24 protein-coding genes are annotated in these 26,610 nt (G+C 67.3%); 11 read left to right on the top strand and 13 right to left on the bottom strand.

All coding sequences use genetic code 11. The features are described from left to right. Window positions 1-53 precede the first annotated feature (53 nt). Together serA and ASE83_RS17825 are read left to right on the top strand one after the other, a co-directional pair. Window positions 54-1,631: a phosphoglycerate dehydrogenase gene (serA, locus tag ASE83_RS17830; protein ID WP_055784864.1), complete on the top strand. Its 1,578-nt coding sequence runs from the start codon at window positions 54-56 to the stop codon at window positions 1,629-1,631. A gap of 169 nt (window positions 1,632-1,800) precedes the next feature. Further along, window positions 1,801-2,904 (top strand): ATP phosphoribosyltransferase regulatory subunit, encoded by a 1,104-nt coding sequence (locus ASE83_RS17825; protein WP_055784861.1) that lies wholly within the window; start codon window positions 1,801-1,803, stop codon window positions 2,902-2,904. A gap of 37 nt (window positions 2,905-2,941) precedes the next feature. On the opposite strand, the gene ASE83_RS17820 is transcribed toward ASE83_RS17825, so the two are convergent. Beyond that, window positions 2,942-3,451, bottom strand: coding sequence for a MucR family transcriptional regulator (locus tag ASE83_RS17820; RefSeq protein WP_055784859.1), 510 nt, complete (start codon window positions 3,449-3,451; stop codon window positions 2,942-2,944). Window positions 3,452-3,717: 266 nt separating this feature from the next. Between ASE83_RS17820 and ASE83_RS17815 the strand changes: the two genes are divergently transcribed. Next, a complete protein-coding gene (locus ASE83_RS17815; protein ID WP_055784857.1) occupies window positions 3,718-5,082 on the top strand; it encodes a sensor histidine kinase in 1,365 nt (454 codons plus the stop codon). 59 nt (window positions 5,083-5,141) lie between these two features. On the opposite strand, the gene ASE83_RS17810 is transcribed toward ASE83_RS17815, so the two are convergent. After that, the gene (locus ASE83_RS17810) at window positions 5,142-7,862 is read right to left on the bottom strand and encodes an Rne/Rng family ribonuclease (protein WP_235513077.1); all 2,721 of its coding nucleotides are present in this window, start codon (window positions 7,860-7,862) and stop codon (window positions 5,142-5,144) included. A 517-nt stretch (window positions 7,863-8,379) separates the two neighbouring features. Here ASE83_RS17810 and ASE83_RS17805 point away from each other — a divergent pair. Beyond that, the gene (locus tag ASE83_RS17805; protein ID WP_055784973.1) at window positions 8,380-9,609 is read left to right on the top strand and encodes an N-acetylmuramoyl-L-alanine amidase; all 1,230 of its coding nucleotides are present in this window, start codon (window positions 8,380-8,382) and stop codon (window positions 9,607-9,609) included. Between the two features lie 104 nt (window positions 9,610-9,713). Beyond that, window positions 9,714-10,268: an SRPBCC domain-containing protein gene (locus ASE83_RS18290; RefSeq protein ID WP_082443122.1), complete on the top strand. Its 555-nt coding sequence runs from the start codon at window positions 9,714-9,716 to the stop codon at window positions 10,266-10,268. 239 nt (window positions 10,269-10,507) lie between these two features. Here the strand turns inward: ASE83_RS18290 and ASE83_RS17800 are convergent, their stop codons facing one another. The 3 genes from ASE83_RS17800 to ASE83_RS17790 all read right to left on the bottom strand — a co-directional run bounded on the left by ASE83_RS17800 (window position 10,508) and on the right by ASE83_RS17790 (window position 14,748). Beyond that, complete coding sequence (locus ASE83_RS17800; RefSeq protein WP_055784848.1) at window positions 10,508-11,041, bottom strand: SixA phosphatase family protein; 534 nt, start codon at window positions 11,039-11,041, stop codon at window positions 10,508-10,510. Next, window positions 11,038-13,740 (bottom strand): ATP-dependent DNA helicase, encoded by a 2,703-nt coding sequence (locus ASE83_RS17795; RefSeq protein WP_055784847.1) that lies wholly within the window; start codon window positions 13,738-13,740, stop codon window positions 11,038-11,040. Before ASE83_RS17795 ends, ASE83_RS17800 begins: the two co-directional genes overlap by 4 nt. A 114-nt stretch (window positions 13,741-13,854) precedes the next feature. After that, the gene (locus ASE83_RS17790) at window positions 13,855-14,748 is read right to left on the bottom strand and encodes a bestrophin family protein (RefSeq protein ID WP_055784844.1); all 894 of its coding nucleotides are present in this window, start codon (window positions 14,746-14,748) and stop codon (window positions 13,855-13,857) included. Between the two features lie 82 nt (window positions 14,749-14,830). On the opposite strand from ASE83_RS17790, the gene ASE83_RS17785 reads away from it, so the two are divergent. Then, window positions 14,831-16,399, top strand: coding sequence for a lysine--tRNA ligase (locus ASE83_RS17785; RefSeq protein WP_055784841.1), 1,569 nt, complete (start codon window positions 14,831-14,833; stop codon window positions 16,397-16,399). Between the two features lie 168 nt (window positions 16,400-16,567). Here the strand turns inward: ASE83_RS17785 and ASE83_RS17780 are convergent, their stop codons facing one another. Next, a complete protein-coding gene (locus tag ASE83_RS17780) occupies window positions 16,568-17,431 on the bottom strand; it encodes a TIGR00730 family Rossman fold protein (RefSeq protein WP_055784838.1) in 864 nt (287 codons plus the stop codon). Between the two features lie 60 nt (window positions 17,432-17,491). Then, window positions 17,492-18,196, bottom strand: a complete 705-nt coding sequence (locus tag ASE83_RS17775; RefSeq protein ID WP_235513074.1) for an extensin family protein — start codon at window positions 18,194-18,196, stop codon at window positions 17,492-17,494. 193 nt (window positions 18,197-18,389) lie between these two features. On the opposite strand from ASE83_RS17775, the gene ASE83_RS17770 reads away from it, so the two are divergent. Genes ASE83_RS17770 through ASE83_RS17760 form a run of 3 tightly spaced genes read left to right on the top strand, consistent with a single transcriptional unit; the run spans window position 18,390 to window position 20,375 of the window. Further along, complete coding sequence (locus ASE83_RS17770) at window positions 18,390-19,046, top strand: GntR family transcriptional regulator (RefSeq protein WP_055784965.1); 657 nt, start codon at window positions 18,390-18,392, stop codon at window positions 19,044-19,046. Between the two features lie 22 nt (window positions 19,047-19,068). After that, window positions 19,069-19,944 (top strand): DUF4886 domain-containing protein, encoded by an 876-nt coding sequence (locus tag ASE83_RS17765; protein WP_235515998.1) that lies wholly within the window; start codon window positions 19,069-19,071, stop codon window positions 19,942-19,944. Next, a complete protein-coding gene (locus ASE83_RS17760) occupies window positions 19,944-20,375 on the top strand; it encodes a c-type cytochrome (protein WP_055784835.1) in 432 nt (143 codons plus the stop codon). Before ASE83_RS17765 ends, ASE83_RS17760 begins: the two co-directional genes overlap by 1 nt. 178 nt (window positions 20,376-20,553) lie before the next feature. Here the strand turns inward: ASE83_RS17760 and ribA are convergent, their stop codons facing one another. The 4 genes from ribA to glpX form a co-directional block, all read right to left on the bottom strand. Continuing rightward, window positions 20,554-21,615, bottom strand: a complete 1,062-nt coding sequence (ribA, locus tag ASE83_RS17755) for a GTP cyclohydrolase II (protein ID WP_055784833.1) — start codon at window positions 21,613-21,615, stop codon at window positions 20,554-20,556. Next, window positions 21,612-22,406, bottom strand: a complete 795-nt coding sequence (locus ASE83_RS19015) for an exodeoxyribonuclease III (RefSeq protein WP_055784831.1) — start codon at window positions 22,404-22,406, stop codon at window positions 21,612-21,614. Before ASE83_RS19015 ends, ribA begins: the two co-directional genes overlap by 4 nt. A gap of 269 nt (window positions 22,407-22,675) precedes the next feature. After that, on the bottom strand, window positions 22,676-23,296 hold the full coding sequence (locus ASE83_RS17745; RefSeq protein ID WP_055784829.1) for a LolA family protein: 621 nt from the start codon (window positions 23,294-23,296) through the stop codon (window positions 22,676-22,678). A gap of 123 nt (window positions 23,297-23,419) precedes the next feature. Next, the gene (gene glpX, locus ASE83_RS17740) at window positions 23,420-24,379 is read right to left on the bottom strand and encodes a class II fructose-bisphosphatase (RefSeq protein ID WP_055784827.1); all 960 of its coding nucleotides are present in this window, start codon (window positions 24,377-24,379) and stop codon (window positions 23,420-23,422) included. A gap of 112 nt (window positions 24,380-24,491) precedes the next feature. On the opposite strand from glpX, the gene ASE83_RS17735 reads away from it, so the two are divergent. Next, window positions 24,492-24,851 (top strand): hypothetical protein, encoded by a 360-nt coding sequence (locus ASE83_RS17735; protein ID WP_156353291.1) that lies wholly within the window; start codon window positions 24,492-24,494, stop codon window positions 24,849-24,851. Between the two features lie 57 nt (window positions 24,852-24,908). Beyond that, window positions 24,909-25,178: a hypothetical protein gene (locus ASE83_RS17730; RefSeq protein WP_055784821.1), complete on the top strand. Its 270-nt coding sequence runs from the start codon at window positions 24,909-24,911 to the stop codon at window positions 25,176-25,178. Window positions 25,179-25,211: 33 nt separating this feature from the next. Here ASE83_RS17730 and ASE83_RS17725 read toward each other — a convergent pair whose 3' ends face one another. Then, window positions 25,212-25,727, bottom strand: coding sequence for a YciE/YciF ferroxidase family protein (locus ASE83_RS17725; RefSeq protein ID WP_055784817.1), 516 nt, complete (start codon window positions 25,725-25,727; stop codon window positions 25,212-25,214). Between the two features lie 71 nt (window positions 25,728-25,798). Further along, window positions 25,799-26,581: a histidinol-phosphatase gene (hisN, locus tag ASE83_RS17720; protein WP_055784815.1), complete on the bottom strand. Its 783-nt coding sequence runs from the start codon at window positions 26,579-26,581 to the stop codon at window positions 25,799-25,801. Window positions 26,582-26,610 lie beyond the last annotated feature (29 nt).

The raw sequence follows: 26,610 nt of genomic DNA, 5'->3' as shown, positions 1-26,610 counted from the left end.
TTCCCCTCTCCCCGGCCCTCTCCCCTGAAGGGGAGAGGGAGAAGGAACAAAACATGCCCAAAGTTCTGATTTCCGACAAGATGGACCCCAAAGCCGCCCAGATCTTCCGCGAACGCGGGGTCGAGGTGGACGAGATCACCGGCAAGACGCCCGAGGAGCTGATCGCGATCATCGGCGACTATGACGGCCTCGCGATCCGCAGCTCGACCAAGGTGACGAAGGCGATCCTCGACGCCGCGAAGAACCTGAAGGTTGTCGGCCGCGCCGGCATCGGCGTCGATAACGTCGACATCCCCGCCGCGTCGGCCGCCGGTGTCGTCGTGATGAACACCCCGTTCGGCAACTCGATCACGACCGCCGAACATGCCATCGCGCTGATGTTCGCGCTCGCCCGCCAGCTGCCCGAGGCCGACGCCTCGACCCAGGCGGGCAAGTGGGAGAAGAACCGGTTCATGGGGGTCGAGCTGACCGCCAAGACACTGGGCCTGATCGGGGCCGGCAATATCGGGTCGATCGTCGCCGACCGGGCGCAGGGTCTGAAAATGAAGGTCATCGCCTTCGACCCGTTCCTGTCGCCCGAACGCGCGATCGAAATCGGCGTCGAGAAGGTCGAGCTGGACCAGCTGCTGGCGCGTGCCGACTTCATCACGCTGCACACCCCGCTGACCGACCAGACCCGCAACATCCTGTCGGCGGAAAATCTGGCGAAGACCAAGAAGGGCGTGCGCATCATCAACTGCGCGCGCGGCGGGCTGATCGATGAGGCGGCGCTGAAGGCGGCGCTCGATTCGGGCCATGTCGCGGGTGCGGCGCTCGACGTGTTCGTGGCTGAGCCGGCAAAGGAATCGCCGCTGTTCGGTACGCCGAACTTCGTGTCCACCCCGCATCTGGGCGCGTCGACCAGCGAAGCGCAGGTCAATGTCGCGATCCAGGTCGCCGAGCAGATGGCCGATTTCCTTGTGTCGGGCGGCGTCACCAACGCGCTCAACATGCCGTCGCTGTCGGCGGAAGAAGCGCCGCGCCTCAAGCCGTACATGGCGCTCGCTGAAAAGCTCGGTTCGCTGGTCGGACAGCTCACCACCGGTGCGATCGCCCGCGTGTCGGTCCACAGCGAAGGCGCCGCCGCCGAGCTGAACCAGAAGCCGATTGTCGGCGCGGTGCTGGCCGGGTTCCTGCGCGTCCAGTCGGACACGGTGAACATGGTCAACGCGCCGTTCCTCGCCAAGGAACGCGGCATCGAAGTGCGCGAGGTCCGCAACGACCGCGAGGGCGACTACCACACGCTGGTCCGCGTATCGCTCAAGACCGATGCGGGCGAGCGTTCGGTGGCCGGCACCCTGTTCGGCAACGCCCAGCCGCGCCTAGTCGAACTGTTCGGCATCAAGGTCGAGGCCGATCTGGCCGGCCACATGCTGTACGTCGTCAACGAGGACGCACCGGGCTTTATCGGTCGTATCGGCACGACGCTGGGCGAGGCGGGTGTCAACATCGGTACGTTCCACCTGGGTCGTCGCGATGCCGGTGGCGAAGCGGTGGTGCTGCTGTCGGTCGACGAAGCGGTCACGCCGGAACTGGTCGCCAAGGTCCGCGCGCTGCCCGGCGTGAAGACGGTGATGCCGCTTACGTTCTGATCGGTCTGTTGCTGTGAGCGGGCGGGCTGTCGGAGCGATCCGGCAGCCCGTCTTGCGTTGGGAAGACAGCATTCGCCACAACGTCACCCCGGACTTGATCGAGGGTGACGCGTATCGGGCGTTCCGTCCCCGGTTCCACCGCCAGCCAACTCACGCTAGGGAAAATCCCATGCACGATACCGGCCTCCTCCCCGAAGGGTTTCACGACCGCCTGCCCCCCGCCGCCGACGGCCTGCGCCGTTTCGAAGGGGCGGTGCTGGGCGTGGCCCATGGCTATGGCTATGAGCAGGTCGACCCGCCGCTCGCCGAGTTCGAGGCGGGGCTGGCCGGGCGGTTGAAGGGGACGGCGGCGACCGATGCGGTGCGCTTCGTCGATCCGGTCAGCCAGCGCACGCTGGCGATCCGGCCCGACATCACCGCACAGGTCGCGCGGATCGCCGCGACGCGCATGGGGCATCACCCGCGCCCGGTGCGCCTGTCCTATGCCGGGCCGGTGCTGAAACTGCGCGCGAGCGAACTTCGTCCCCGCCGCGCGCTGCGCCAGATCGGTGCGGAACTGATCGGGCTCGACAGCGTGGCGGCTGCGACCGAGATCGTGACCGTCGCGGTCGAATCGCTGCGGGCGGCGGGGGTGCGCGGCATCTCGATCGACTTCACCCTGCCCGATCTGGTCGCAACGCTGGCCGGCGATCCGCCGGGGCCGCAGCATGACGCGCTGATCGCCGCGCTGGATGCCAAGGATGCCGGTCGCGTCGCCGCGATCGACCCCGCCTATCTGCCGCTGGTCGAGGCCGCCGGACCGTTCGCCACCGCGCTTGCCCGGCTGCGCGCGACCGATGCCGCCGGACGGCTGGCGTCGCGGCTCGACGCGATCGAGGCGGTGGTCGCGACCCTGCCCACCGATGTCGACGTGACGCTCGACCCGACCGAGCGGCACGGCTTCGAATATCAGAGCTGGCTCGGCTTCTCGCTCTTCGCCCGCGGCGTGCTGGGCGAGGTCGGGCGCGGCGGGAGCTATACCGTCTGCCACGCCGATGGGCAGGAGGAAGCCGCCGTCGGTTTCTCGCTCTATGCCGATGCGCTGCTCGATGCGGGGCTGGGCGGCGAGGACCGGCAGCGGCTGTTCCTGCCGCTCGGAACAGCGCCCGCGACGGCGGCGCGGCTGCGGGGCGAGGGCTGGGTCACGGTGGCGGCACTGGCCGCAGGCGACACGCCGCAGGCACAACTCTGCACCCATGTGTGGGACGGCGACCACACACGGGCGATCGCCTGAACCAAAAAGGGGCGACCGATCGGCCGCCCCTTTTCGCTTATTCGGCGGCCTTCGGCTTGCGGCCGCGACGGCGCGGGGCATCACCCGCTTCGGCCACGGCGGTGTCGCCGCCCTCGGTGGTCGTGCGCGCCTTGCGGCCCAGACCGATGCGCTTCGCCATGTCGCGACGGCTCTGCGAATAGGTTTCGGCGACCATCGGATAATCGGGGCGCAGGCCATAGCGCTCGCGATAGGTTTCCGGGGTCAGGCCGTGGCCGGCAAGGTGACGGCGCAGCGTCTTGTACGACTTGCCGTCGATCATTGAAATGATGTGATCCTTCGACGCCAGCGACTTGCGCACCGACACGGCGGCCACATGTTCCTGCTGCGGCGCGGATTCCTCCGGCTCCGACGTGCCCGACGCAAGGCCCAGAACGGTGGCGTGCATCGTCTGCAGGAATGCCGGAACATCCTCTGCTGCGACGCGGTTGTTGCCGTTGTTCAACCAGGCGATGGTAAGTTCGGTGGCCAGTTCGATCGCGTTGAGTTCGGAACTGTCTTCGGTCATGGAGATCTCCTCAATGGCGGCGAAATGCTACGTGCCCGGGGTCAGGTCAATGGCTCTACGGAGGATAATCTTAAAATCGATAGCATTATTGCGAAAAATCGTCGATTTTCGCTGATGGCATACGAATTGTTTATCCCCGATCGTGTGCATGGTTCGGACGATGTGGTTTTAGTCCCGTGCAGGTCACACGCGCTGAGCGGTGAATATTTTCGGTGCAGCGACATTGCCCGATCCGGGCAGGTCGACCTTGGACAAATGATGTGAACATGACAGCCGATACCATCGATCCGACATCGACGATCTGGCACGATATTGCCGATACGATGCCGATACTGACCTGGGTCGCCACCGACGACGGACGATTGCTATGGAGCAACCGCCGTTGGCAGGCCGATTTCGGCGATACCACCGGACGTGATCTGTGGAATGGCTGCGACGACGGGGCGAGCCGCGATGCGGCGCGGCGGGCATGGAGCGATGGCGTGGCGGCCGGCGGGCCGTTCGCCCTGTCACTGTCGCCTGTCGCCGGGCATATCGAGGGACCGATCGACTTCCGAGTGCGGCCGGACGGCGCGGGACGCTGGATCGGCGTCGCTTCGGCCGAAGAATCGCGCCGCCAGGCCGAAACGGCCCGCGCCGCGACCCGTGCCGAGCTCGACACGCTGACCAACGCCATGCCGCAGATGGTGTGGGCGACCCGGCCGGACGGGCATCACGATTTCTACAATGCGCAATGGTATCGTTTCACCGGTATGCCGGAGGGATCGACCGATGGGAAAGGGTGGAACGGCATGTTCCATCCCGACGACCAGGATCGCGCCTGGACGCGCTGGCGGCACAGCCTGACCACCGGCGAAGATTACGAGATCGAATACCGCCTGCGCCATCGCAGCGGCGCCTATCGCTGGGTGCTGGGCCGTGCGCTGCCGGTGCGCGACGCCGATGGAGCGATCGTCCGCTGGATCGGCACCTGCACCGACATCGATTCCGCCAAGCGCGCCGCCGAACAGAACGACATATTGAGCCGTGAGCTGAGCCACCGGATCAAGAATATCTTCGCGATCATCAGCGGGCTGGTGCGGATGTCGGCGCGGCGGATGCCGGCGGTCCGCGACTTCGCCGACGATCTAGCGCGGCGGATCGCGGCGCTGGGCGCGGCCCATGACCTTGCCCGGCCGCATAGCGACCTATCACGCCCGCTGATCGGGGAGGCGACGCTGCACCATGTCCTGCGCGAGCTGCTGTCGCCCTACGGCACCGAGCAGTGGGGGATCGAGGGCGACGACGTGCCGATTGACGATCGCGGGGCGACGCCGGTCGCGCTGATCTTCCACGAACTGGCGACCAACGCCGCCAAATATGGCGGCCTGTCGGCGCCGGAGGGGCGGGTGGATATTCGCACGTCCCTGCAGGGCGATGCGCTGCGGATCGACTGGCGGGAATCGGGTGGCCCGACGATCCCGGGGGAGCCGCAGGCGACCGGCTTCGGGACCCGGCTGGCCTCGCTCAGTATCGAACAGCAGCTGGCCGGTAGCATCCGTCGTGACTGGCGGTCCGATGGACTGGCGGTCCGGATCGATCTCAGCCGTTCGGCCCTGGTCCGCGAGGATCCCGCCCCGCCGCCCGCATAAACGCAAAAAGGGGCGGCACCCGGTCCGGATGCCGCCCCCTTTTCGTCAGGCCCCTACGATCAGTTGCCGAAGGTGCGCTGCCACCAGCCACGGCGCGGCGACGCCGAACCATCGGCCGCCGTCTCTTCCGTCGGTGCGTCCGGCGTTTCCGCCTCGACCGGGGTGGCTTCCACCACCGGCGCAGCCTCTTCCGCCGGCGCTTCTACCGGTGCCGCAGCCTTGCGGCGGGGCGCCCGGCGCTTCTTGGGCGCGGCTTCTGCTTCGACCGGAGCGGGGGCTTCTGCTTCGGCCTCTACGACCAACGCGATATCGGCCTTGCGCTTGCGGGTGCGCTTCGGCTTGGGCGCTTCCGCCGCCGGCTCGACCTCTACCGTCGGCGTTTCGACCGGTTCGGGCGTGACGATCGGTGCCGCGTCACTGGCGTCGACGGTCACCGATTCGGCCGGGGCCGCTTCGGCTACCGCCTCGACCTTGGCACGCGCGCTCGGACGACGGCGGGTGCGCTTGGGGGCAGGAGCGGGGGCCGCCTCGGCGACCGCGGGTTCGGCAACCGGTTCGGCGGCGGCCGGTGCGTCCACGACCGCGTCGGTCGCATCGTCTTCGGGAGGCAGGTCGGCAACCGCACCGGCGCCATCGGCGGCATCGAACGAACCCTCGCCACGACGACCGCCACGACGACCGCGCCGACGACGCTTGCGCTTGTTGCCTTCGTCGCCCTGCTCGGTGTCGGCGGTTGGGGCATCGGTCGAAGCCTCGGCGTCCGCCTCGTCCTCACCGGAGTCGCCTTCGCCTTCGCTATCGTCCGAATCTTCGGCGGTGTCGGCATCGTCGCCGGCATCGCCTTCTTCCCGATTGCGACCGCGACGGCCACGACGGCGACGGCGGCGCTTGCCACGCCCTTCGCCTTCGTCGTCACCACGCGGAGTGCGCGCGACTTCCTCGACCGCTTCCTCCTCGACCTCGTCGTCGATGTCGTCCTCGATCTCGTCATAGGCGTCGTCTTCGTCATCGACGACGACCAGCGGCTCGATCTTGGGCGGATGCGCCGGCGGCGGACCCGATGCCTCGACCGCCATCCGCGCGCCTTCGATCTCGGCATCGGGCACGATTTCGACGGTCACGCCGTAGCGGTCCTCGACCTCGGCGATGTCGGCGCGCTTCTTGTTGAGGACGTAGAACGCCGCCTCCTGGCTGGCGCGCAACACAATCAGCGAGCCGCGACCGCGCGCGGCCTCGTCCTCGATCAGGCGCAGCGCCGACAGGCCCGCCGATGATGCGGTGCGGACAAGGCCCGTGCCCTCGCAATGCGGACACTGGCGGGTCGATGCCTCCAGCACGCCGGTACGCAGCCGCTGACGGCTCATTTCCATCAGGCCGAACGCGCTGATGCGGCCGACCTGGATGCGGGCGCGATCGTTCTTCAACGCCTCCTTCATCGCCTTCTCGACCTTACGGACGTTCGAGCCATGGTCCATGTCGATGAAGTCGATCACGACCAGGCCGGCCATGTCGCGCAGGCGCAGCTGGCGCGCGATTTCCTGCGCGGCTTCGAGGTTGGTCGCGGTCGCGGTCTGCTCGATATTATGTTCGCGGGTCGACCGGCCGGAGTTGATGTCGATCGACACCAACGCCTCGGTCGGGTTGATGACCAGATAGCCGCCCGATTTCAGCTGCACGACCGGATTGTACATCGCGGCCAGCTGATCCTCGACATGCGCGCGCTGGAACAGCGGCACCGCGTCGGCATATTGCTTCACCCGGCGGGCGTGCGCAGGCATCAGCAGCCGCATATATTCCTTGGCGTGGCGGAAGCCGTCCTCGCCCTCGACGATCACCTCGTCGACATCCTTGTTGTAGATGTCGCGGATCGCGCGCTTCACCAGATCGCTGTCGCCATAGACCAGTGCCGGGGCCGACGACGTCAGCGTCTGTTCGCGAATGCCGTCCCACAGCCGGGCAAGGTAATCGAAGTCGCGCTTGATCTCCTGCCGGCTGCGCTGCAGCCCGGCGGTGCGGACGATGCAGCCCATCGACGCCGGCAGCGTCAGTTCGGCCATGATCGACTTCAACCGCTTGCGATCGGCGGCCGAGCTGATCTTGCGCGAAATGCCGCCGCCATGCGCGGTGTTGGGCATCAGCACGCAATAGCGGCCGGCAAGCGACAGATAGGTCGTCAGCGCCGCGCCCTTGTTGCCACGCTCTTCCTTCACGACCTGCACCAGCAGCACCTGCCGCCGGCGGATCACGTCCTGGATCTTGTAGCGGCGGCGCAGGTTCAGCCGGCGCTGGCGCAGCGCCTCGACGGCGGCATCGTCGCCACCACCCTTGCGCGGACGGCGTGCCGGGGCTTCGCCTTCTTCTTCGTCGTGATGGTCGTCGTCTTCCTCGTCGGGTTCGACGACTTCGACGCCGCCTTCGGCATCCTCGTCATGATCGTCGTAATCGAGGTCGTCGTCATGGTCGCCGGCGCGCAGCGCGGCTTCCTCGGCGGCGTGTTCGGCCTCTTCGGCGAGCAGCGCGTCGCGATCTTCCTTCGGAATCTGGTAATAATCGGGATGGATTTCGCTGAAGGCGAGGAAGCCGTGGCGATTGCCGCCGTAATCGACGAACGCGGCCTGCAACGACGGTTCGACCCGCGTCACCTTGGCCAGATAGATATTGCCCTTGAGCTGCTTGCGCTCGGCCGATTCGAAATCGAATTCCTCGATCCGGTTACCCTTGACGACGGCGACCCGGGTTTCCTCCCGGTGGCGTGCGTCGATCAACATCCGCGTGGTCATGATAGTGTCTCCGGGCGCGCGGGACGGCGTGGCCAGTCGGCGCGCCAAAACGCGCGGCGGGGTCCATGCCCGGTGCCTGCGCGCGATTGCTGGGATATGCGTCTGCTGGCATGGGCAGTCCGGAAAGTTCCGGGCGGACAATTGTCGCCCCGACGCCGGCCGCGACAGCGGCACAGGCGGTACGGGACGGAACTTGCCACATGCGAACATCAACCTGGTTAAACCCCGTAAAGCGGGTGCGCTCTGGGGGTGTCGCGTCGGTTTCCCCGAACCCAAGTTCGGGACCGACGTAATTGCGGGCGTAGCACCCGGTTTCGCCAACGGCAACAGCGTCGGCGGGATCGTTTCGGTAGCGAAGCAAGTCCGAATAAATGGTTAAAGCCGGATTCAGCGTGCTGGTTCACCGCGGGTTGAGCCGCAGGAGCATATGAAATCGCTTCGGAAAAAAAGGGAAGCGGGCACCACGTCCATGGATTTGCGCTGGACCGAAAACGCGATTGGACGGCATAGCGCCCCGATGGGTGCCTGGCTGGCCTTTCTGTCGATCTGGTTCGGCGTTCCCGTGACCGCGCAGACGATCGACGCGGTCGATGTCGGTTCGGACCGCATCACCATCCGCCTCGACTCCCCGGCCAACAGTGCCTCCAGCTTCGTGCTGGGCGGGCCGGATCGACTGGTCGTCGACCTTGATGGTGTGCGCCCTGGCGGCCGCAGCGAATCGGGCGGCGCGGTGCGCGCGGTACGGCAGGGCGCACGCGACAGGGGCAGCCGGATCGTGTTCGATCTCGACCGGCCGCTGGTGGTCACCGCCGGGCGATTTTCGGACGATGGGCGTCGCCTGACCCTGACGCTCAGCGGCGTCGCGCCCGAACGCTATGCGCGCGCCACGACCGCCGGACGGATGCGGTTTCAGCCGCAGGTCGCGATGGCGGCGATCGTGCCGGCATCGTCCTCGGCGGCGATGATCGTCGACGCCCGGCAGCGTGCCACCGCGTCGGTCCCGGTGCCCAGCCGCCGCCGGGGTCAGCGACTGCCCCGGATCGAGGGTGACGCCGACCGGCCGCTGGTGGTGATCGATGCCGGCCATGGCGGGCATGATCCGGGTGCCATCTCACCCCATGGCGGGATGCAGGAAAAGGATTTGACGCTGAAGACCGCGCGCGCAGTACGTGACGCGCTGCTGGCGAGCGGGCGGGTGCGTGTGGCGCTGACCCGCGACCGCGACGAATTTCTGGTGCTGCAGGAACGCTATGCAATCGCCCGGCGGCTGGGGGCCAGCCTGTTCATCTCGATCCATTGCGACAGCGCCGACAATCCGCAGGCGACCGGTGCCAGCATCTACACGCTGTCCGAAGTCGCGTCCGATCGTGAGGCCGCACGCCTCGCCGCACGCGAGAACAAGGCCGATATTCTGGCCGGCGTCGATCTCGGCCGGCAGAGCGCCGACATCTCCTCGATCCTGATCGACCTGACGCAGCGTGAGACGATGAACGCCTCCGCCGGTTTTGCGCGGTTGCTGGGACGCGAGGCAACCGGTGTCATCCCGCTCAAGCCCAATTATCACCGCATGGCGTCGCTGATGGTGCTGAAAGCCCCCGACCTGCCGTCGATCCTGTTCGAAACCGGCTATCTGTCGAACGAGGCCGATGCGCAGCGGCTCGATTCCGCCGAGGGACGCCGCGCGATCGCGAAGAGCGTGGAGCGCGCGGTCGAGGTGTATTTCGCGCGGCGGATGGCGGCGCGCTGATTGGGGGGGGCGGTTTCCCCAAAGGGATCGAGGATCGGGAATGGACCGGCGCAGGGCGAAAACGTATGACGCGCTATACCGCCAACAGTCCGAGATGATTGACCATGAACATCGCTGGGCGGCTTTCTGCGCTCTTGTTCCTCGCAGTAGGGGTGAGCGGCTGTGGCGTGTCTGAACAAGACGCGACGGCAAGAGCAGCCACTTATCGGGTTGATGAACACGCGCCTATAAGATCGGAAGGATCGATCATAGTATCTGCACCGTCTCATACGGTCTGGAAATTTATTACCGATATAGATCGTTGGTCGTCTTGGCGGCCAGAAGTGAGCGCCAGTCATTTAGGCGGGGCGCTTGCTGCAGGTACGCCCTTCACATGGACTGTTGATGGCACTGGTATCAAATCGCAGATCGCGGCGGTTTACGGACAAAAACGAATTGCCTGGACTGGTCATGCCATGGGACTGACGGCGATCCATGTTTGGATGATCGAGCCGCTCGGCCCAAACAAGACATCGGTGCGGACGATCGAAACCATGACAGGCTTTCCATCCTCACTTTTCTATTCATCGTCTGATCTGCAAACGACGAACGCGAAGTGGTTGTCAGACCTTAAACGCATCTCCGAGAAGGCCGATATAGCTTCCACTAAGCAGAACTGACATTCCCGCTTGGGACCCGTAATCGGAATCCGATAAACCCAGCCATAGTCTCAAGTCGAGTTTCGATGGCTTCCCGAATTCTGGTCCCGGTGGCATTTTCCCGATACTCTCAAGCGGACATGGCATATCGGGAACGTCGCAATGAAGCTGCCGAGGCGCGTTTGCAGGGATTGCGACCGGTTCGCGGGCGTTGTTACGGCAATCCGCAGGGGCGTGAGAACGACCGTCGCCGTCCGATCCTATTCGTGGTTAGGCCCCAGCGACGGGTCGAGATCGCGCGGGCGCACGAAGCTGGTCAGATGGCCGCAGCCATCGCCCGCGCTTGCCCAGTCGCCGACGAGTTCCAGCACCGCGACGCTGGCGGTCGGGAACTTCTCCTCGACCGCACCACGCAGCGGATTGCTCTCCGCCGACAGCAGCAGCACCAGATCCTCCAGCCCCGGATTATGCCCGACCAGCAGCGCGCGGTCCGCATCGGCGGGCAGCGCGCGGATGACGTCGAGCATCGTGGCCGCAGAGGCGAGGTAGAGCATACGGTCGTGCCCCGCGTCAGGCAGCGTGCCATAGCCGCGGCGGAAATGCTCGAGCGTCTCGACCACGCGCTTGGCCGAACTGGCGACCACCGTGTCGAACGTGAGGCCAGCCTGTCGCACATGGGCGCCCATTGCGGTCGCGGCGCGTGCGCCCTTGGCGTTCAGGGGCCGTTCGTAGTCGCTGAGCGCCGGATCGTCCCAGCCCGACTTGGCATGGCGCAGCAGCGTCAGCGTCTTCATAGGGGCGGCTCCATCGGCAGGGCCTGCGCCCCATGCCCGACTTCGGTCCCCAAGGAAAGAGCGCGCGCCACCGCTTCGTCCAGCGTGCAGCGCAGGATCGGCGTGCCTTCGGGAAAGGCACCCAGCAGACGCGACGGCATGGCGGCGGACAGCAGCACGAACAGCCCGCGATCGTCGGCCCGCCGGATCAGCCGCCCGAACGCCTGCGCGAGGCGCGCGCGGACCATCCGGTCGTCATAGGCACTGCCTCCGCCGGCCAGCCGCCGCGCGGCGTGGAGGACGCCGGGCTTCACCCATGGCACCCCCTCCATCACCACCATGCGCAACGAATGGCCGGGCACGTCGACCCCGTCGCGCAGCGCATCGGTGCCAATCAGCGAGGCGCGCGGATCGTCGCGGAAAATGTCGACCAGCGTGCCGGTATCGATCGGGTCGACATGCTGGGCGTAGAGCGGCAGCCCGTCGCGCGCCAACCGGTCCGCGATCCGCGCATGGACACCGCGCAGCCGCCGGATCGCGGTGAACAGGCCGAGCGTGCCGCCACCGGCGGCGACGATCAGCCGGCCATAGGCATTGGCGAGCGCGGGCAGATCGCCCTTCTTCACATCGGTGACGATTAGCACCTCGGCCTGCTGCGCGTACGCGAACGGGCTGATCGCCTCGAAATGGGTCGGCTGACGCAGTAGGTGGGGCGCACCGACCCGGGCGTCCGCTTGCGTCCAGTCGCCACCCGCGCGCAGCGTCGCCGACGTCACCAGCACGCCATGCGCTGGTTTCAGCACGGTTTCGGCAAAGGGGCGGCTGGGGTCGAGCCAGTGGCGATGCAGCCCCATGTCATATTCGCGCCCCTCGACTCGGTCGACCGTCATCCAGTCGACGAAATCGGGATCGACCGGCCCGCCGATCCGCGCCAGCAGCCGGCCCCAGGCCGCGACCGTCTCCGCCCGCCAGCCGAGCGAAGCGATCGCCCCCTCGATCCGCGCCCGCGCCGGGCCGTCCATCCAGTCCGGCCCCTCGGTCAGCACCGCCTCCAGCCGCTTGCCCAGCGCGATCAGCGGACGCAGCAAGGCGTCGAGCGCCTGCGCGGCGGGGCCGGCCGCGTCGACCAGTTCGGGCGGCGGTTCGCTCAGTTCGGTTTCCAGGCCATAGCCCGCTTCGCCATCCTTGGCGCGGGCGAACACCGCGCCGCGGACACAGGCGAGCAGTTCCTCGACCGGGCCGAACGGATTGCCCTCCTGTATCCGCGCCAGCCAGCCTTCGGCCGGCAACGCGCGGGCGGCGTCGACGGCGGCGGCCACCGCCTCTCCGCCCGCCGCGTCATAGCTGGCGACGTCGGACAGCCGCGCGGCGAGACCCCGTCGCCGCCCGCGCCCGCCGCCCTCCGGACCCAGCACCCAGCGGCGGATCTCGATCGCCTCCATGCCGGTCAGCGCGGCGGAGAACATCGCATCGGCCGCTTCGAACAGATGATGGCCTTCGTCGAAGACATAGCGGGTCGGCCGCGTGCCGGTCTCCCGCCCCCGCGCGGCGTTGACCATCACCAGCGCGTGGTTGGCGATGACGATATCGGCCTGTGCCGACGCCCGTGCCGCCCGCTCGATGAAGCATTTGCGGTAATGCGGGCAGCCGGCATAGATGCACTCGCCGCGCCGATCGGTCAGCGCGGTCGATCCGTTGCGGCGGAACAGTGTCGGCAGCCATCCGGGCAGGTCGCCGCCGACCATGTCGCCATCGGCGCTGTACGCCGCCCAGCGCGCCACCAACTGCGCCAGCACCGCCGCCCGCCCCTGAAACCCGCCCTGCAACGCGTCCTCCAGGTTCAGCAGGCACAGGTAATTCTCGCGCCCCTTGCGCGTCACCACCTTCGCCCGGCGTTCGGCCGGATCGGGGAACACCCGTGTGCTTTCCTGCGCGAGCTGGCGTTGCAGCGCCTTGGTGAAAGTCGATACCCACACCGCGCCATCGGCAGCTTGCGCCCATAGCGAGGTGGGCGCCAGATAGCCGAGCGTCTTGCCGATGCCGGTCCCGGCCTCCGCCAGTACCAGGTTCGGCGTGTCGCGCGCCGCGCGGGGGGCAAAGGCTTCCGTCGCCGCAGCGGCAAAGGCGCGCTGTCCCGGCCGTGCCTCCGCCGCGCTGCCGGTCAGCGTCGCCAGCCGCTCGGCCACCGCATCGGGAGCGAGCGTGACGGTGCGCGGATGGGCGCGGGGCGGCACTTCGTCCCATTCGGGCAGCTTGCTGAACAGCCAGCGCTCGGCAGTCTCCGGCTTGGGCAACACCTGTCCCAGCGCCGGTGCCCATGGCCAGCGCAACCGGAACAGCGACTGCGCGGCGGTCCATGCCCCTTCCTGTTCGCGCCATGGCGCGGAGGCGGTCGCGATCAGCGCCGCCGCCGCCCGCCGCAGGAGGTCGGCGATGCCAGCCTCCTCGCCCGGCAACGGCAGGTCGAGCGCCTGGGCGATCCCCTTGGGCGTCGGCACCGCGAAATGCGCGGGATGGACGAAGGCGAACAGCTCCAGCAGGTCCAGCCCCGACAGCTCGGCATAGCCCAGCCGCTGCCCGATCAGCGGCGCGTTGAGGACGATCGTCGGCGTGTCGGCCACCAGCGAAATCGCCTCCCCCCGACTGATCTCGCGCGTGCCGTCGGCCGTCGCGATCCAGACACCCGAATGGCTGGCGTGGAGAGCGGGATAGGGGAGCATCGGCCTGTCTTAGCGCGGGGGCGTCAGGAACGGAAGTGGAACGCAAACATCTTCCCCGTGCCGGGAGGATGTCAGGGTCGCAATCTTCGCGCGTTCAGCCGCCCGGCCGTTTCTTCACCACAACACGCCCTTGACCGGCTTCAGCGGTTCGGGCGCGGGATCGCCGATCGCCTGCAACAGGTCGATCTCGATCGTCCGGCACATCCCGGTCAGCGGCAGGTCGTGCACCGTGTTCGCGAATGGGTCGGCCAGGTCCTCGCCGATCTGCAACACCGCGAGGAACATCAACCCCGCCAACCCCGAGCCAAGCGGCGTGGCGATGCCCAACGTCTCGACCAGCCCGATCGGCAGGACGACGCAGAACAGGCGCGTGAACAGCAACGGCAGGAACCGATACTGTACCGGCAGCGGCGTGTTCTTGATCCGCTCCATGCCGCCCTGCGCATTGGCGATGTCGATCAGCACGCCTTCGAGGCTGGTCTGCTGGATGCTGTCGATCCATCCACGCCGCTGCGCCTGGGCGATACGCGCGCCGGTTCCGTCGAGCAGGCCGTTGGCGACGTTGGTCCGCCCCAGCGGCTCCCCCGCCTCGTCGCGTGACAGGAAGCGGTGGACGTCGTCCTTCGAATCGAGCCGGCGCAGCTGGCAGCGCAGGGCGTTTACATAGGCGATGTGACGCAACACGATCGACCGCTTCAGGTCGCGCTTCTGCCCCTCGTCCTCGGGACCGATGAAGGAAATGGCACCACGCGCCAGGTTGCGCGAGGCGTTTATCATCAGGCCCCAAAGCGATCGCCCTTCCCACCAGCGCGCATAGGCAGAGTTCACGCGAAAGCCGAGGAACAGTGCCAGCGCCGAACCGAACAGGGTCAACGGCAGGGAAGGCGCCTTGAACGGCAGCACGAAGTAGACGATCGTGACGATCACGTCCCAGATGAACAGGGCCAGTGCCGGCTTCCAGACTTCGGCGACGATACGGGACAGGCGGGGGGCGTCGGATACGATCATCGTCCGACGCTACGCCTGGACATCGCACAAGGTTGCGTCGCAACAGGTGGAAATATTGCGACCGACCGCGTATCTGGGGCGGATGATCGACGCAGAACTCCGCAATGCAGCAATGGTTTCAAAGGCTTGGCCCTATGAGGAGGCGCGCAAGCTGTTGAAGCGCTATCCGGACGGCAAGCCGGGTGGCGCGCCGATCCTGTTCGAAACCGGCTATGGCCCCTCGGGCCTGCCGCATATCGGCACGTTCAACGAGGTTTTGCGCACGACGATGGTGCGCAAGGCGTTCATGGAATTGTCGGATCAGCCGACCCGGCTGGTCGCCTTTTCGGATGATATGGACGGCCTGCGCAAGGTGCCGGACAATGTGCCGAACGGCGATATGCTGCGCGAACATCTCGGCAAGCCGCTGAGCGAGATCCCCGATCCGTTCGGTACCCATCCAAGCTTTGCCGCGCACAACAATGCCCGGCTGCGCAGCTTCCTCGACCAGTATGGCTTCGAGTACGAATTCGCGTCGTCGACCGACTATTATCGCGGCGGCGCGTTCGACGAGGCGCTGAAGGGCGTGCTGCGCCACTATCAGGCGATCCTCGACATCATGCTGCCGACGCTGGGCGCCGAACGCCGCGCGACCTATTCGCCGGTGCTGCCGATCTCGCCGACCAGCGGCATCGTGTTGCAGGTGCCGGTCGAGGTGTTGGATGCCGATACCGGCATGGTTGCGTTCATGGACGGCGATACCCGCGTCGAACAGTCGGTCCTGTCGGGCGGCGCGAAGCTGCAATGGAAGGTCGACTGGGCGATGCGCTGGGTGGCGCTCGGCGTCGATTACGAGATGGCGGGCAAGGACCTGATCGATTCGGTGACCCAATCGTCGAAGATCGCCCGCGTGCTGGGTGCGCGTCCGCCCGAGGGGTTCAACTACGAAATGTTCCTCGACGAACATGGGCAGAAGATTTCGAAGTCGAAGGGCAATGGCCTCAGCCTCGAACAATGGCTGACCTATGGCCCGCCCGAAAGCGTGGCCTTCTACGCCTATCGCGAACCGAAAAAGGCCAAGCAGCTGCATCTGGGCGTGATCCCACGGGCGATCGACGAATATTGGCAGTTCCGCGGCAATTATGCCGCCCAGCCGATCGAGCAGAAGCTGGGCAATCCGGTCCACCATATCCATGGCGGCCCGCCCCCGGCCGAGACGCTGCCGGTCACCTTCGGCCTGCTGCTCAACCTCGTCGGCGTGATGGGGGAGGCGACCAAGCCGCAGGTGTGGGGCTATCTCGCCAACTATGTCGAGGATGCTTGCGCCGAGCGCTATCCGGCGCTCGATGCGCTGATCGACCATGCGCTGGCCTATGTCCGCGACGTCGCCGACAAGCCGGTGCGCCGCGCGCCGACCGAGATCGAACGCGCCGCGCTGGAACGGCTCGACGACGATCTGGCGGCGATGCCGGCGGATGCTACGCCCGAGGACATCCAGAACGCGGTGTACGAGATCGGCAAGACCGCCGGGTTCGAGTCGCTGCGCGACTGGTTCAAGGCGTGCTACGAAACGCTGCTCGGCACGCCCCAGGGACCGCGCATGGGCAGCTTCATCGCGCTCTACGGCATCGAGAACACCCGCAAGCTGATCGCCGAGGCGCTAGCGCGGTAGTCGTCCTATCCCTCACGGCTCCGCCACAAGGCCTTTCGTCATCCCGGCGCAGGCCGGGATCCAAGGTTCCATAAGCGCCGAAGGGTTCGGGTCCAGCGGCACGGTGGATCCCGGCCTGCGCCGGGATGACGAAGGAAGAGGCGAGGGGCGGTTATCCGCGACCGCGCCCTACTTCCGATCCTCGTAGAACTTCTTGACCACGTTCCACCCTTCCTCCGCCGTTTCGACGAAGGTGATGAGGTCGAGGTCGCGCTCCGAGATCACGCCTTCTTCGACCAGCGCGTCCCAGTTGACGACCCGTTCCCAGAACTCCCGGCCGTAGAACAGCACCGGGATCGGTTCGATCTTGCCGGTCTGGATCAGCGTCAGCAGTTCGAAGCTCTCGTCGAACGTGCCGAAGCCGCCGGGGAACACCGCCACCGCGCGGGCGCGCAGCAGGAAGTGCATCTTGCGCAGTGCGAAATAGTGGAACTGCATCGACAGCGCCGGGGTGACGTACGGGTTGGGGGCCTGTTCGTGCGGCAGGACGATGTTCAGCCCGATCGATTCGGCACCGGCTTCGTTGGCACCGCGATTGGCGGCTTCCATGATCGACGGGCCACCGCCCGAACACACGACGAAGTGGCGCTTGCCGTTGACGTCATTGGGAAACTGGCTGGCGTTGAACGCCAGTTCGCGCGCCACGTCGTAGTAACGCGACTTGGCGACGATCCGCTCGGCGATGGCGCGCGACCTGTCGTCCTGCGCCAGGTCCAGCAGCATGTCGGCCTTTTCCGGTTCCGGAATGCGCGCCGAGCCATAGATGACGAAGGTCGAGGCGATGTTCGCCTCGTCGAGCAGCAGCGAGGGCTTGAGCAGTTCGAGCTGGAACCGCACCGGCCGCAGATCCTCGCGCAACAGGAACTCCATGTCCTGAAACGCCAGTCGATAGGCGGGGTGTTCGGTCTGGGGGGTCGACAGCTGCGCGCGGGCCGCTTCGGCTTCCTGCTTGGCCCCACGGAACACGCGGGACGGTACTTTTGTATCGGTCATAGGTGACAGGGTTGTAAGCACGCCCGCGAAAACCGGCAAGCGGGATGCGTCAGCGGCACATCAGCGACAGAGCGGCCGTCCGCCCATGTCGAAATGGAAGTGATTGCGGTGCGCGGCATTATAATCGGGGCCGAGCGTCGTGACGAAACGCTTGCAGGCCGAACGATGCACGACGCGCAGGAATTCGCGGATTTGCGGATCGTCGCTGTTCCAGTCGCGCTCCAGCACGATCCGCCGCCCATCGGCCAACGTGAAGCCGCCGATGTCGATCGCATTGGCAAGGCCATGTTCCGATACCCGCCCGGCCGATCGCGGACCGCCGCCGATGATGCCGCGACAGACATAGGTGCCATAGCTGTCGATCTTCACCACCTCGCTGCCCAATATCTGCCGCGCCGCCGGACCCACCCCGTAGCGGACCCAGCCGACCAGCGCGCGGGCGGCGGGACAGCGTATCGCCTTCAGCCCCGCGACCGGCACGCCGATGTCGAGCAGCTGCACCGCGCCCAGCACGACGCAGCCCGACCCGTAATCGCGGTCGGGCAAGGGGCTGAAGCGCACCTCCGCCCTGGACAGATCGGCGAAGCATTGCTGGGTGTCGCGGGATGTCGGTCCCGGCAGCGTCACCGGGCCGGACGGGCGCTGTGCGACTGGGCGCGGCGGTGGCGGGGCGTCGCGGCGTTCGCCCCCGACACAGGCGGACACCAGCAGGGACAGGAACAGGATCGACCGGCGGAATGCAACCATCGACGGCAACCGTTCCATGCCGTCCGACCGGCGACAAGTCGTCCTGCGTCCAATCGTGCAATCGATGCGAACAGCCCTTTTGGGTAACCGCTGTCATGAAGGGATTGCTTGCACTAGTATTTTTTGAATATGTACTACTTTCGAATGACCCGGTGACGGGTGATCTTTCTCCGTGATCCGGCAACGGACCGGCTCGCACAAGGAATGCAGTGTGACCATCGTCGTTCGAACCCTGTCCGATCGCGTGTTCGAAATCGTCCGGGAACGGATCGTGAGCGGCGCGCTGGCGGAGACCATGCCGATCCGGCAGGATGCGCTGGCCAGCGAACTGGGTGTCAGCAAGATTCCGCTGCGCGAGGCACTGGCCCGGCTGGAACAGGAAGGGCTGGTCGCGGGACAGGCCAATCGCGGCTACACCGTTCGCCCGATGTCGGCGTCGCAGGCCGAGGAAATCTACGAACTGCGCATCGCGGTGGAGCCGAGCGCGGCGGCCTATGCCGCGCGCCATGCCGACGATCCGTATCGCGCGGCGGCGATCGAGGCGTTCGACCGGCTGCAGGATGCGGCGGACAGCGACCTGCTCGACGCGGCGGCACGCAACCGCGCCTTTCATGCCGCGCTGGTCGCGGCGGCGGGGCGCGACCTGACCATCGAACTGGTGCAGCGGCTGTCGGTGCTCGCCGAACGCTATGTCGTCGCCCATCTGCGGCCCGCCGGTCGCGGTACCCGTGCGCAGGACGAACATCGCGCGCTGCTGGAGGCGTGGCTGGCGCGCGATGCCGGGGCGGTCCACGCCATGCTGACACGCCACCTGACCGCGACGATCGAGGATCTGCGCGGCGAGTTCGCCGCCGCCGCCGCTGCCTGATGGCGGGGTGGGCGGTCCGGCGGTGATCCGGTATAGCGACGCCATGGTTCGTTTCCTGACCGGCTTCGCCGCCCTGCTCCTCATCGTCGCGCCCGCCACGGCGCGCGACATCCTGTTCGTCGGCAACAGCTTCACCTTCGGCGCGGGATCGCCGGTCGAGCGCTATCGCCCCGACAGCGTCACCGACCTGAACCACGAAGGGATCGGGGGCGTGCCCGCCCTGTTCCGCAGCTTTGCCGAACAGGCGAGGCTGGACTGGACCGTCTCGCTCGAAACCTCGCCGGGCAAGGATCTGGCGTTCCATTACGCCAACAAGCGCGCTGCGATCGACCGGCGCTGGGACGTGGTGATCCTGCAGGGCTATTCGACGCTGGATGCGCAGAACCCCGGCGACCCGACGCGGCACGGCATCGCGGCGGGACAGCTCGCCGCGCTGATCCATGCGCGCAACCCCCGGGCGCAGGTAAAGCTGGTCGAAACCTGGTCGCGCGCCGACCTGACCTATCGCCCCGGCAGCCGCTGGTCGGGCAAGCCGATCGCGACGATGGCGCAGGACCTGGCGGCGGCGAACCGGCGCGTCGTGCGGACCACCCCCGGCATAGCGGGCACGATTCCGGTGGGATCGGCGTGGAACCGGGCGATCGCCACCGGAATCGCTGACGCCAACCCCTATGACGGGATCGATCCGGACAAGCTCGGGCTGTGGGCCGACGATCGGTATCACGGCAGCAGCGCGGGCTATTATCTGGAGGCGCTGACGATCTTCGGTCGGGTGACCGGTTATGACGTCCGCCGGCTGGGTGCGAAGGAGCGTTCGGCCGCCGATCTCGGCCTGACCGGTAGACAGGCGACGGCGCTGCAGCGGATCGCGTGGGAAACGCTGCGCCGGAACCGCTGATGCGACTGGCGTTGACCGGGGCGTGCCTGCTGCTTGCCGGGTGCGGCGGCGGGGATGCCGATCGCGCCGGACGATTGCGTAGCGCCGGGCCGAACCCCGACCTGACGGCATTGCTGCGCGTCGCCGATGTTGGGGCGGGGCGTCGCGCCTTCGGCCAATGTGCCGCCTGCCACACGATCGGCGTGGGTGGGCAGTCGCTGGCCGGTCCCAACCTTCACGACATCATGGGACGCGGCGTCGCGAGCAACCCGCGCTTCGGCTATACCCAGGCGCTGATCGACCATGGCGGGCGGTGGGACGCCGCGCGGATGGACGCGTGGCTCGCGGCGCCGGCGCGGGCGGTGCCGGGGACGCGCATGGCCTTTGTCGGAGTGCGCGACCCGATGGAGCGGGCCGACCTGATCGCCTATCTCCAGTCGGAGAGTCGGTAGCGCTTACTATGGCCGATCGATATTCACCGGTCTATCGTCACCCCGGAACAGGTCCGGGGTGACGGAGAGGCGTCGATCAGGACCGACACCGGGCGTGGCTGGATGTCGAATCGGCCTTGGCAAACGTTGGAGGCTCCAGCCTGCGCCGGGGCGACGGTTCCCCGCAGGTGGGGCGACCCTAGAACTGATGCCCGGTACGGTCGCGCTTGGTCGCGAGATAGCGTTCGTTATGCGGGTTGGGCGGCAAATGGTGGGCGACCCGTTCGATCACGGTGATCCCGGTTGCTTCCAGCCCGGCGACCTTGGCCGGATTGTTGGTCAGCAGCCGGATTTGGCGTTGCCCCAGTAGCGACAGCATCCGCCCTGCCACCCCGAAATCGCGGGCGTCGATCGCGAAGCCCAGCCGGGTATTGGCGTCGACCGTATCGAACCCTTGGTCCTGCAACGCATAGGCGCGCAGCTTGTTGACCAGCCCGATCCCGCGCCCTTCCTGCCGCAGATACAGCAGGATGCCCCAGTTCGCATGGGCGATGGCATGGATCGCGGCGTGGAGCTGCGGCCCGCAATCGCATTTCAGGCTGCCCAGCACATCGCCGGTCAGGCATTCGCTGTGCAGCCGGACCAGCGGCGGCCGTCCGTCGGGCTGGCCGACGAGCAGCGCGACATGCTCGCCGGCGGCATCGGGCGTGCGGAAGGCGACGATCTCGCTCTGCTCGGCTCCGGCGACCGGCAGCTTTGCCCGGGCGACGATGGACAGCCGGCTCGCATCCTCATGCGCATCGATCGCCGCCGGGGTGATGGTCACCTCCGCGCCGGTGCCACCCGCGAAGAAGGCGGGCAGCAGCCCGGCCACCCGCGCCAGCCGCAGCGCGGCGGCGGCGGCCACGGGCGCGGGCGATTCGATACCGCGAAACGGCCCCTTCATCGGCGTGGCGAGGTCGAGTTGTGGGTCGGCCAGCGCGGTCGCGGCGGCGAAGTCGGTCCACGCCTCCCGCCGGATCGACACCGGCTGGTCGGGTTCGGCGGCGGCGCGCTGGTTGACGATGCGCAGCGTCTCCGCCCGGCCGAACGACAGCAGGACATGCGCCTGGCGGTCCGGATCGAACCGCGCCAGCCGTTCGGCGTCCGCCGTCTCGATCGGCAACAGCGTCAGCGGCGGCTCGCCCGGTGCATGGATCGCGATCGCCCAGCCGCGCCGCAGCGCGTCGATCGCGCGGGCAACGTCGCGGGTCTCGCTCAAAACGCGAACTCGGTCACGATCGGGATATGGTCGCTGGGTTTGAGCCAGCTGCGCGCATCCTCGTGCACGCGGTGCGCCGTCGCCCTCGCCGCAACGTCGCGGCTGGCCCACATATGGTCGAGCCGCCGACCGCGATCGGATGCCGCCCAGTCCTTGGCGCGGTAGCTCCACCAGGTGAACAGCCGCTGCGGGGCCGGCACGAACTGCCGCCCCAGATCGACCCAGTCGTTCGCCGCCTGCAACCGGGCCAGCGCCGCTACCTCCACGGGGGTATGGCTGACCACGTCGAGCAGCTGCTTGTGGCTCCATACGTCGCTTTCCAGCGGCGCGATGTTGAAGTCGCCGACCAGCAGGGTGGGGATGCCCGACAGTCCCGCCGACCACTGGGTCATGCGTTCGATGAAATCCAGCTTCTGCCCGAATTTCGGGTTCACCGTGCGGTCGGGCACGTCGCCGCCCGCCGGGATGTAGACATTCTCGATCCTGAGGCCGTTGGCCAGCCGCACGCCGATATGCCGCGCCTCGCCATTGGCCTGCCAGTCGAGCCGGTCATCCTCGGCCAGCGGCACCTTCGACACGACGGCGACGCCGTGGTGCATCCGCTGGCCGTTGATCGCGATATGGGTGTAGCCCAGCCGGCGGAGCGGATCGTGCGGGAAATCCTGGTTCACGACCTTCGTTTCCTGCAGGCACAGGACGTCGGGCCGCGCCTCGCGCAGGAACTTCTCGACGATATCCATGCGGAAGCGGACGGAATTGATGTTCCACGAAGCGACCGAAAGCGTGTCCATGGTCACGCCTGTATCGCCGCAGACGCGGCGGCGCCAGATGGTGAAACCGGTTGATCCGGGCCATGAAACGGAAAGGCCCTCGCTCCGGGGGCATGGAGCGAGGGCCGACCTAGCGTTGGTCACGCAGGCGGGCATTGGAGACCCGGGCAACAGGGGGGAAAATCCCGGACGCGCTCCAACACCGCGAAATCAGCAATAGGATCGCAAACCTGTCGCCAGGATGAACGTCATCCGTATCTCTTGGAATTCGCGACCATGGACGTTCCCGATCAGCGCCGGGCGCGGCGCGGTTCGTTGAAGCGGAAGGCGTTGTCGGCGACGGCCACGTTGAACTGCTGGTTGGTGAGCCGCACCGTCGTCCGATTCGCCTGCGCGTCGAGCGCAACCCAGCCCTGCAGCATCAGCCCGGCGGGGGCGGATGCCTGTCGCGCGAAGATCATCGTGATCCGGCCATATTCCGGACGCTTGGGATCGTAAGCCTCGACACTGACGATGCGCGGATCGTTCGACGGCACGACCCGCGCGAACTTCGATGCGTCCCGCTCCGGGTTCAGCAGGATGCCCAGCGGCGAGTTGCCGATCGGCCAGCGCTGCTTCTGTCCGACCTGATAGTCTAGGAAATAGAGTGACTTGCCGTCCGATACGAGCAGTATCGGCACGCCCTTTTCATACTGGAACCGGATCTTGCCCGGCTTCTTCAGTGTGAGTTGCCCGGTCAGCACCCGGCCGTTGCGATCGGTCTGCGAGAAATTCGCGGTCATCGTCTGCGTCGCCGCCAGATGCCGCTGGACCGAGGCGAGGTCGTTCTGTGGTGCCTGCGCGTGCAGGGCGACGGGGGCGGCAAGGGCGAACGCGAGCGCGAGGGGGCGAATGGGAAGTCTCCAGGTCATGGGGCAGGGGTTAGGATCGCCGCATTGAACGCGGCGTGAACCCATGGGTTGCGCTGCGGGACCATCCTGATGCGCGTACCCCCGCGCAGGCGGGGTACGACCTCGGCGGAGTCGCCGCCGCCCTTACAGCCGATGCTCGCCCTTCACCCAGCGCACCGTGCCCGAGCTGGCACGCATCACGACGCTTTCGGTCGTCATCTTGCCCGGCATCCGCTTCACGCCCTTGAGCAGCGATCCGTCGGTCACGCCGGTCGCCGCGAAGATGCAGTCGCCACGTGCCAGTTCGGTCAGGTCATACTGCTTGTCGAGGTCGGTCACGCCCCATTTGGCGGCGCGCGCGCGCTCGTCGTCGTTGCGGAAGACCAGCCGCCCCTTGAACTGCCCGCCGGTGCAGCGCAGCGCGGCGGCGGCCAGCACCCCCTCCGGCGCGCCGCCCTGGCCCATATACAGGTCGATGGTGGTGTCGGGATCGCTGGTCGCGATCACGCCCGCGACGTCGCCGTCGCCGATCAGCATCACGCCGCAGCCGACCGCGCGCAGTTCGGCGATCATCGCTTCGTGGCGCGGACGGTTGAGGACGCAGACGATGATGTCGTGCGGATCGACGCCCTTGGCCTTGGCCACCGCCTTGACGTTCTCGGTCGGCGATTTGTCGAGATCGATCGTCCCGGCCGGATAGCCCGGACCGCACGCGATCTTGTCCATATACACGTCGGGCGCGTTCAGCAGGCCGCCCTTTTCGGCGATCGCCAGTACCGCCAGGCTGTTGGGACCGGCGGTGGCGCAGATCGTGGTGCCCTCCAGCGGGTCGAGCGCGATGTCGATCTCGGGTCCCTTGCCCAGCCCTACCTTCTCGCCGATGAACAGCATCGGCGCCTCGTCGCGCTCGCCCTCGCCGATGACCACGGTGCCGTCCATGTAGAGTTCGTTCAGCGCGGCGCGCATCGCCTCGACGGCGGCGGCGTCGGCGGCCTTTTCGTCGCCCCGCCCGACCAGCGTCGACGCGGCGATCGCCGCCGCTTCGGTGACCCGCACCATTTCGAGGACGAGGACGCGATCGAGGGTGTTGCTGACAGGCTGCATTGGACGAAGCTCCCGGCCGTTAAACGGATTAAACGCGGCGATAGGCGACCTGCCCTTGTCGGGCAAGCCATGTTGTGGATAACCCGGCGTATCGGTTGCGAAAGGCATGGGCATGACGGCGTGGATGCTGCTGGCGGTGATGGCGCAGGACGGGGGCGCCGTGGCGGCGATGATCGCGCGGGCACGGGGGCAGACGCAGGTCGTGCAGCCGTGCCGCACCGATGCCGATCCGGACGAGATCGTGGTGTGCGCCGCGCGCCGCGCCGACCGCTTCCGCGTCCCGCTGACCACCCCGCCGGCCGAGGGTGATCCCAAGGCGGTCGACGCGCTGGGCGAGCGCGAGCGATTGCTGGCAGTGCCGCAGCCATCCTGTGGGACGGCGGCGTTCCTGCAAGGCTGTGGCTTTGTCGGGGTGACGGGCTCGACCCGCAAGGGCGGCACCATCGGACGCGCGCGACCGTTGGCGCGATAGCAACCAAAGCCCGCACAAGGCGTTCGGGACGAACGATCTTTCAGGGGGAACGCGCCGATGTTCGTATCACTGCTGCTGCTCATGGCACAGGCGGCGCCCGCGACGCCGAAGCTGGGCGTCGTCGATCCCGTCAATTGCGTGGTGACCCCCCGTGCGCTGGGCTGCCCCGAACGAAAGAACGACCGGTATCGGCTGGATGACGACGATACGCCGGCGTTCGATCACAAGGCGGACGGATTGCGGCAGGGCACGCCGCGCTGCGGCCTGATGGGAATGCCGGTCTGCCCCAGCAATGGCCGTCCGATCCTGACCAGTCGTCCGGAATAGACGGGGGCGACGCTTGGGCCGCCCCCGTCCCATTCAGATATCGGCCAGTTCGGCCTGCGCATTGACCTTGTGTTCGGCCATCGACGTCAGTTTTTCGTCGGTGGCACGTTCCTCGGCCAGTGTCTCGGCGAGCAGCGCGGCGCAATCCTCGCGACCGAGCTGCCGTGCCCAGGCGATCAGCGTGCCGTAGCGCGTGATTTCATAATGCTCGACCGCCTGGGCCGAGGCGATGAGCGCGGCGTCCAGCACCTTCTTGTCGGCGATCTCGCCCGCGACCTCGTTCGCTTCCTTGATGATGCCGTCGATTGCCGGGCAGGTGACCGCCTTCTTGGTCGCGCCGTGCAGGGCGAACACCTGTTCCAGCCGACGGATCTGCCCTTCGGTTTCACCCAGATGCTGCTCGAACCCCGCTTTCAGTTCGGGGTCGGTCGCCTTGGCGATCATCTTGGGCAGGGCCTTCAGAATCTGGTTCTCGGCATAATAGATGTCCTGCAACTGGTGGACGAACAGATCGTCCAGCGTCGCAATATCTTTTGAAAACAGTCCCATGACGTGATCCTTCGCTGGCGGGGTCGTGCATCCTCAACGATGCGGCCCGCCCCCGGTTGCGAAGAAAATCGTCAGCGACCGCGACAGCCGAGCAGCTCGACGACATCCTCCAGCCGGGCGGGGTCGCCCAGCGCGATCACCTCGCCGATGCTGCCGGCATGGAGCGGGTCGCCCGACCAGTCGCTCATCGTGCCCCCGGCGCCTTCGACGACGGGCACCAGCGCGGCGAAGTCGTGCAGCTTCAACCCCGCCTCGACCACCAGGTCGATATGGCCCGAGGCGAGCGTGCCATAGGAATAGCAGTCGCCGCCCAGCACGGTGGAGCGCACCTTCGCCTCGACATGTTCGAACCCGTGCAACTGCCCGTCGTCGAACAGCGCCGGGCTGGTCGTCGCCAGCAGCGCGTCGGCAAGATCGCGGCAGCGGCGGGTCTGCGTCGGTTGCCCGTTGAAGGTGGTGCCGCGCCCGACCGCACCGATCCAGCGTTCGCCGATGATCGGCTGGTCGATGACGCCCAGCACCGGCCAGCCATCCTCGACCAGCGCGATCAACGTGCCGAAGATCGGTCGCCCGGCGATGAACGACCGCGTGCCGTCGATCGGGTCGAGCACCCAGACGCGGCCGCTGCTCCCCTCGGACACGCCATATTCCTCCCCCTGGATACCGTCCGACGGGCGTTCGCGCTCGATCAGTCGGCGCATCGCCGCCTCCGCCTCGCGATCGGCCAGCGTGACGGGGGAGGCGTCGTCCTTGATCTCCAGCCCATAGTTGCTGCGAAACCGCGGGCGGATGGCGGCGCCGGCGGCATCGGCCAGCTGGGCGGCGAAGGTCAGGTCGGCGGCGGTGACGGGCATGGGGGGCCTTTGTGTTGAGCGGTTCGCAC

It is taken from the genome of Sphingomonas sp. Leaf32 (assembly GCF_001421765.1).
Classification (GTDB): Bacteria; Pseudomonadota; Alphaproteobacteria; order Sphingomonadales; family Sphingomonadaceae; genus Sphingomonas.
Note: the sequence above shows the minus strand (reverse complement) of the source record. Positions and strands in the feature narration are given on the sequence as shown.

Bases quoted from the DNA above. Each gene is read 5' to 3' on its own strand.
- serA (WP_055784864.1), top strand. From the start codon at position 54: ATGCCCAAAGTTCTGATTTCCGACAAGATGGACCCCAAAGCCGCCCAG.
- ASE83_RS17825 (WP_055784861.1), top strand. From the start codon at position 1,801: ATGCACGATACCGGCCTCCTCCCCGAAGGGTTTCACGACCGCCTGCCC.
- ASE83_RS17820 (WP_055784859.1), bottom strand. From the start codon at position 3,451: ATGACCGAAGACAGTTCCGAACTCAACGCGATCGAACTGGCCACCGAA.
- ASE83_RS17815 (WP_055784857.1), top strand. From the start codon at position 3,718: ATGACAGCCGATACCATCGATCCGACATCGACGATCTGGCACGATATT.
- ASE83_RS17810 (WP_235513077.1), bottom strand. From the start codon at position 7,862: ATGACCACGCGGATGTTGATCGACGCACGCCACCGGGAGGAAACCCGG.
- ASE83_RS17805 (WP_055784973.1), top strand. From the start codon at position 8,380: ATGGGTGCCTGGCTGGCCTTTCTGTCGATCTGGTTCGGCGTTCCCGTG.
- ASE83_RS18290 (WP_082443122.1), top strand. From the start codon at position 9,714: ATGAACATCGCTGGGCGGCTTTCTGCGCTCTTGTTCCTCGCAGTAGGG.
- ASE83_RS17800 (WP_055784848.1), bottom strand. From the start codon at position 11,041: ATGAAGACGCTGACGCTGCTGCGCCATGCCAAGTCGGGCTGGGACGAT.
- ASE83_RS17795 (WP_055784847.1), bottom strand. From the start codon at position 13,740: ATGCTCCCCTATCCCGCTCTCCACGCCAGCCATTCGGGTGTCTGGATC.
- ASE83_RS17790 (WP_055784844.1), bottom strand. From the start codon at position 14,748: ATGATCGTATCCGACGCCCCCCGCCTGTCCCGTATCGTCGCCGAAGTC.
- ASE83_RS17785 (WP_055784841.1), top strand. From the start codon at position 14,831: ATGATCGACGCAGAACTCCGCAATGCAGCAATGGTTTCAAAGGCTTGG.
- ASE83_RS17780 (WP_055784838.1), bottom strand. From the start codon at position 17,431: ATGACCGATACAAAAGTACCGTCCCGCGTGTTCCGTGGGGCCAAGCAG.
- ASE83_RS17775 (WP_235513074.1), bottom strand. From the start codon at position 18,196: ATGGAACGGTTGCCGTCGATGGTTGCATTCCGCCGGTCGATCCTGTTC.
- ASE83_RS17760 (WP_055784835.1), top strand. From the start codon at position 19,944: ATGCGACTGGCGTTGACCGGGGCGTGCCTGCTGCTTGCCGGGTGCGGC.
- ASE83_RS19015 (WP_055784831.1), bottom strand. From the start codon at position 22,406: ATGGACACGCTTTCGGTCGCTTCGTGGAACATCAATTCCGTCCGCTTC.
- ASE83_RS17745 (WP_055784829.1), bottom strand. From the start codon at position 23,296: ATGACCTGGAGACTTCCCATTCGCCCCCTCGCGCTCGCGTTCGCCCTT.
- glpX (WP_055784827.1), bottom strand. From the start codon at position 24,379: ATGCAGCCTGTCAGCAACACCCTCGATCGCGTCCTCGTCCTCGAAATG.
- ASE83_RS17735 (WP_156353291.1), top strand. From the start codon at position 24,492: ATGACGGCGTGGATGCTGCTGGCGGTGATGGCGCAGGACGGGGGCGCC.
- ASE83_RS17730 (WP_055784821.1), top strand. From the start codon at position 24,909: ATGTTCGTATCACTGCTGCTGCTCATGGCACAGGCGGCGCCCGCGACG.
- ASE83_RS17725 (WP_055784817.1), bottom strand. From the start codon at position 25,727: ATGGGACTGTTTTCAAAAGATATTGCGACGCTGGACGATCTGTTCGTC.
- hisN (WP_055784815.1), bottom strand. From the start codon at position 26,581: ATGCCCGTCACCGCCGCCGACCTGACCTTCGCCGCCCAGCTGGCCGAT.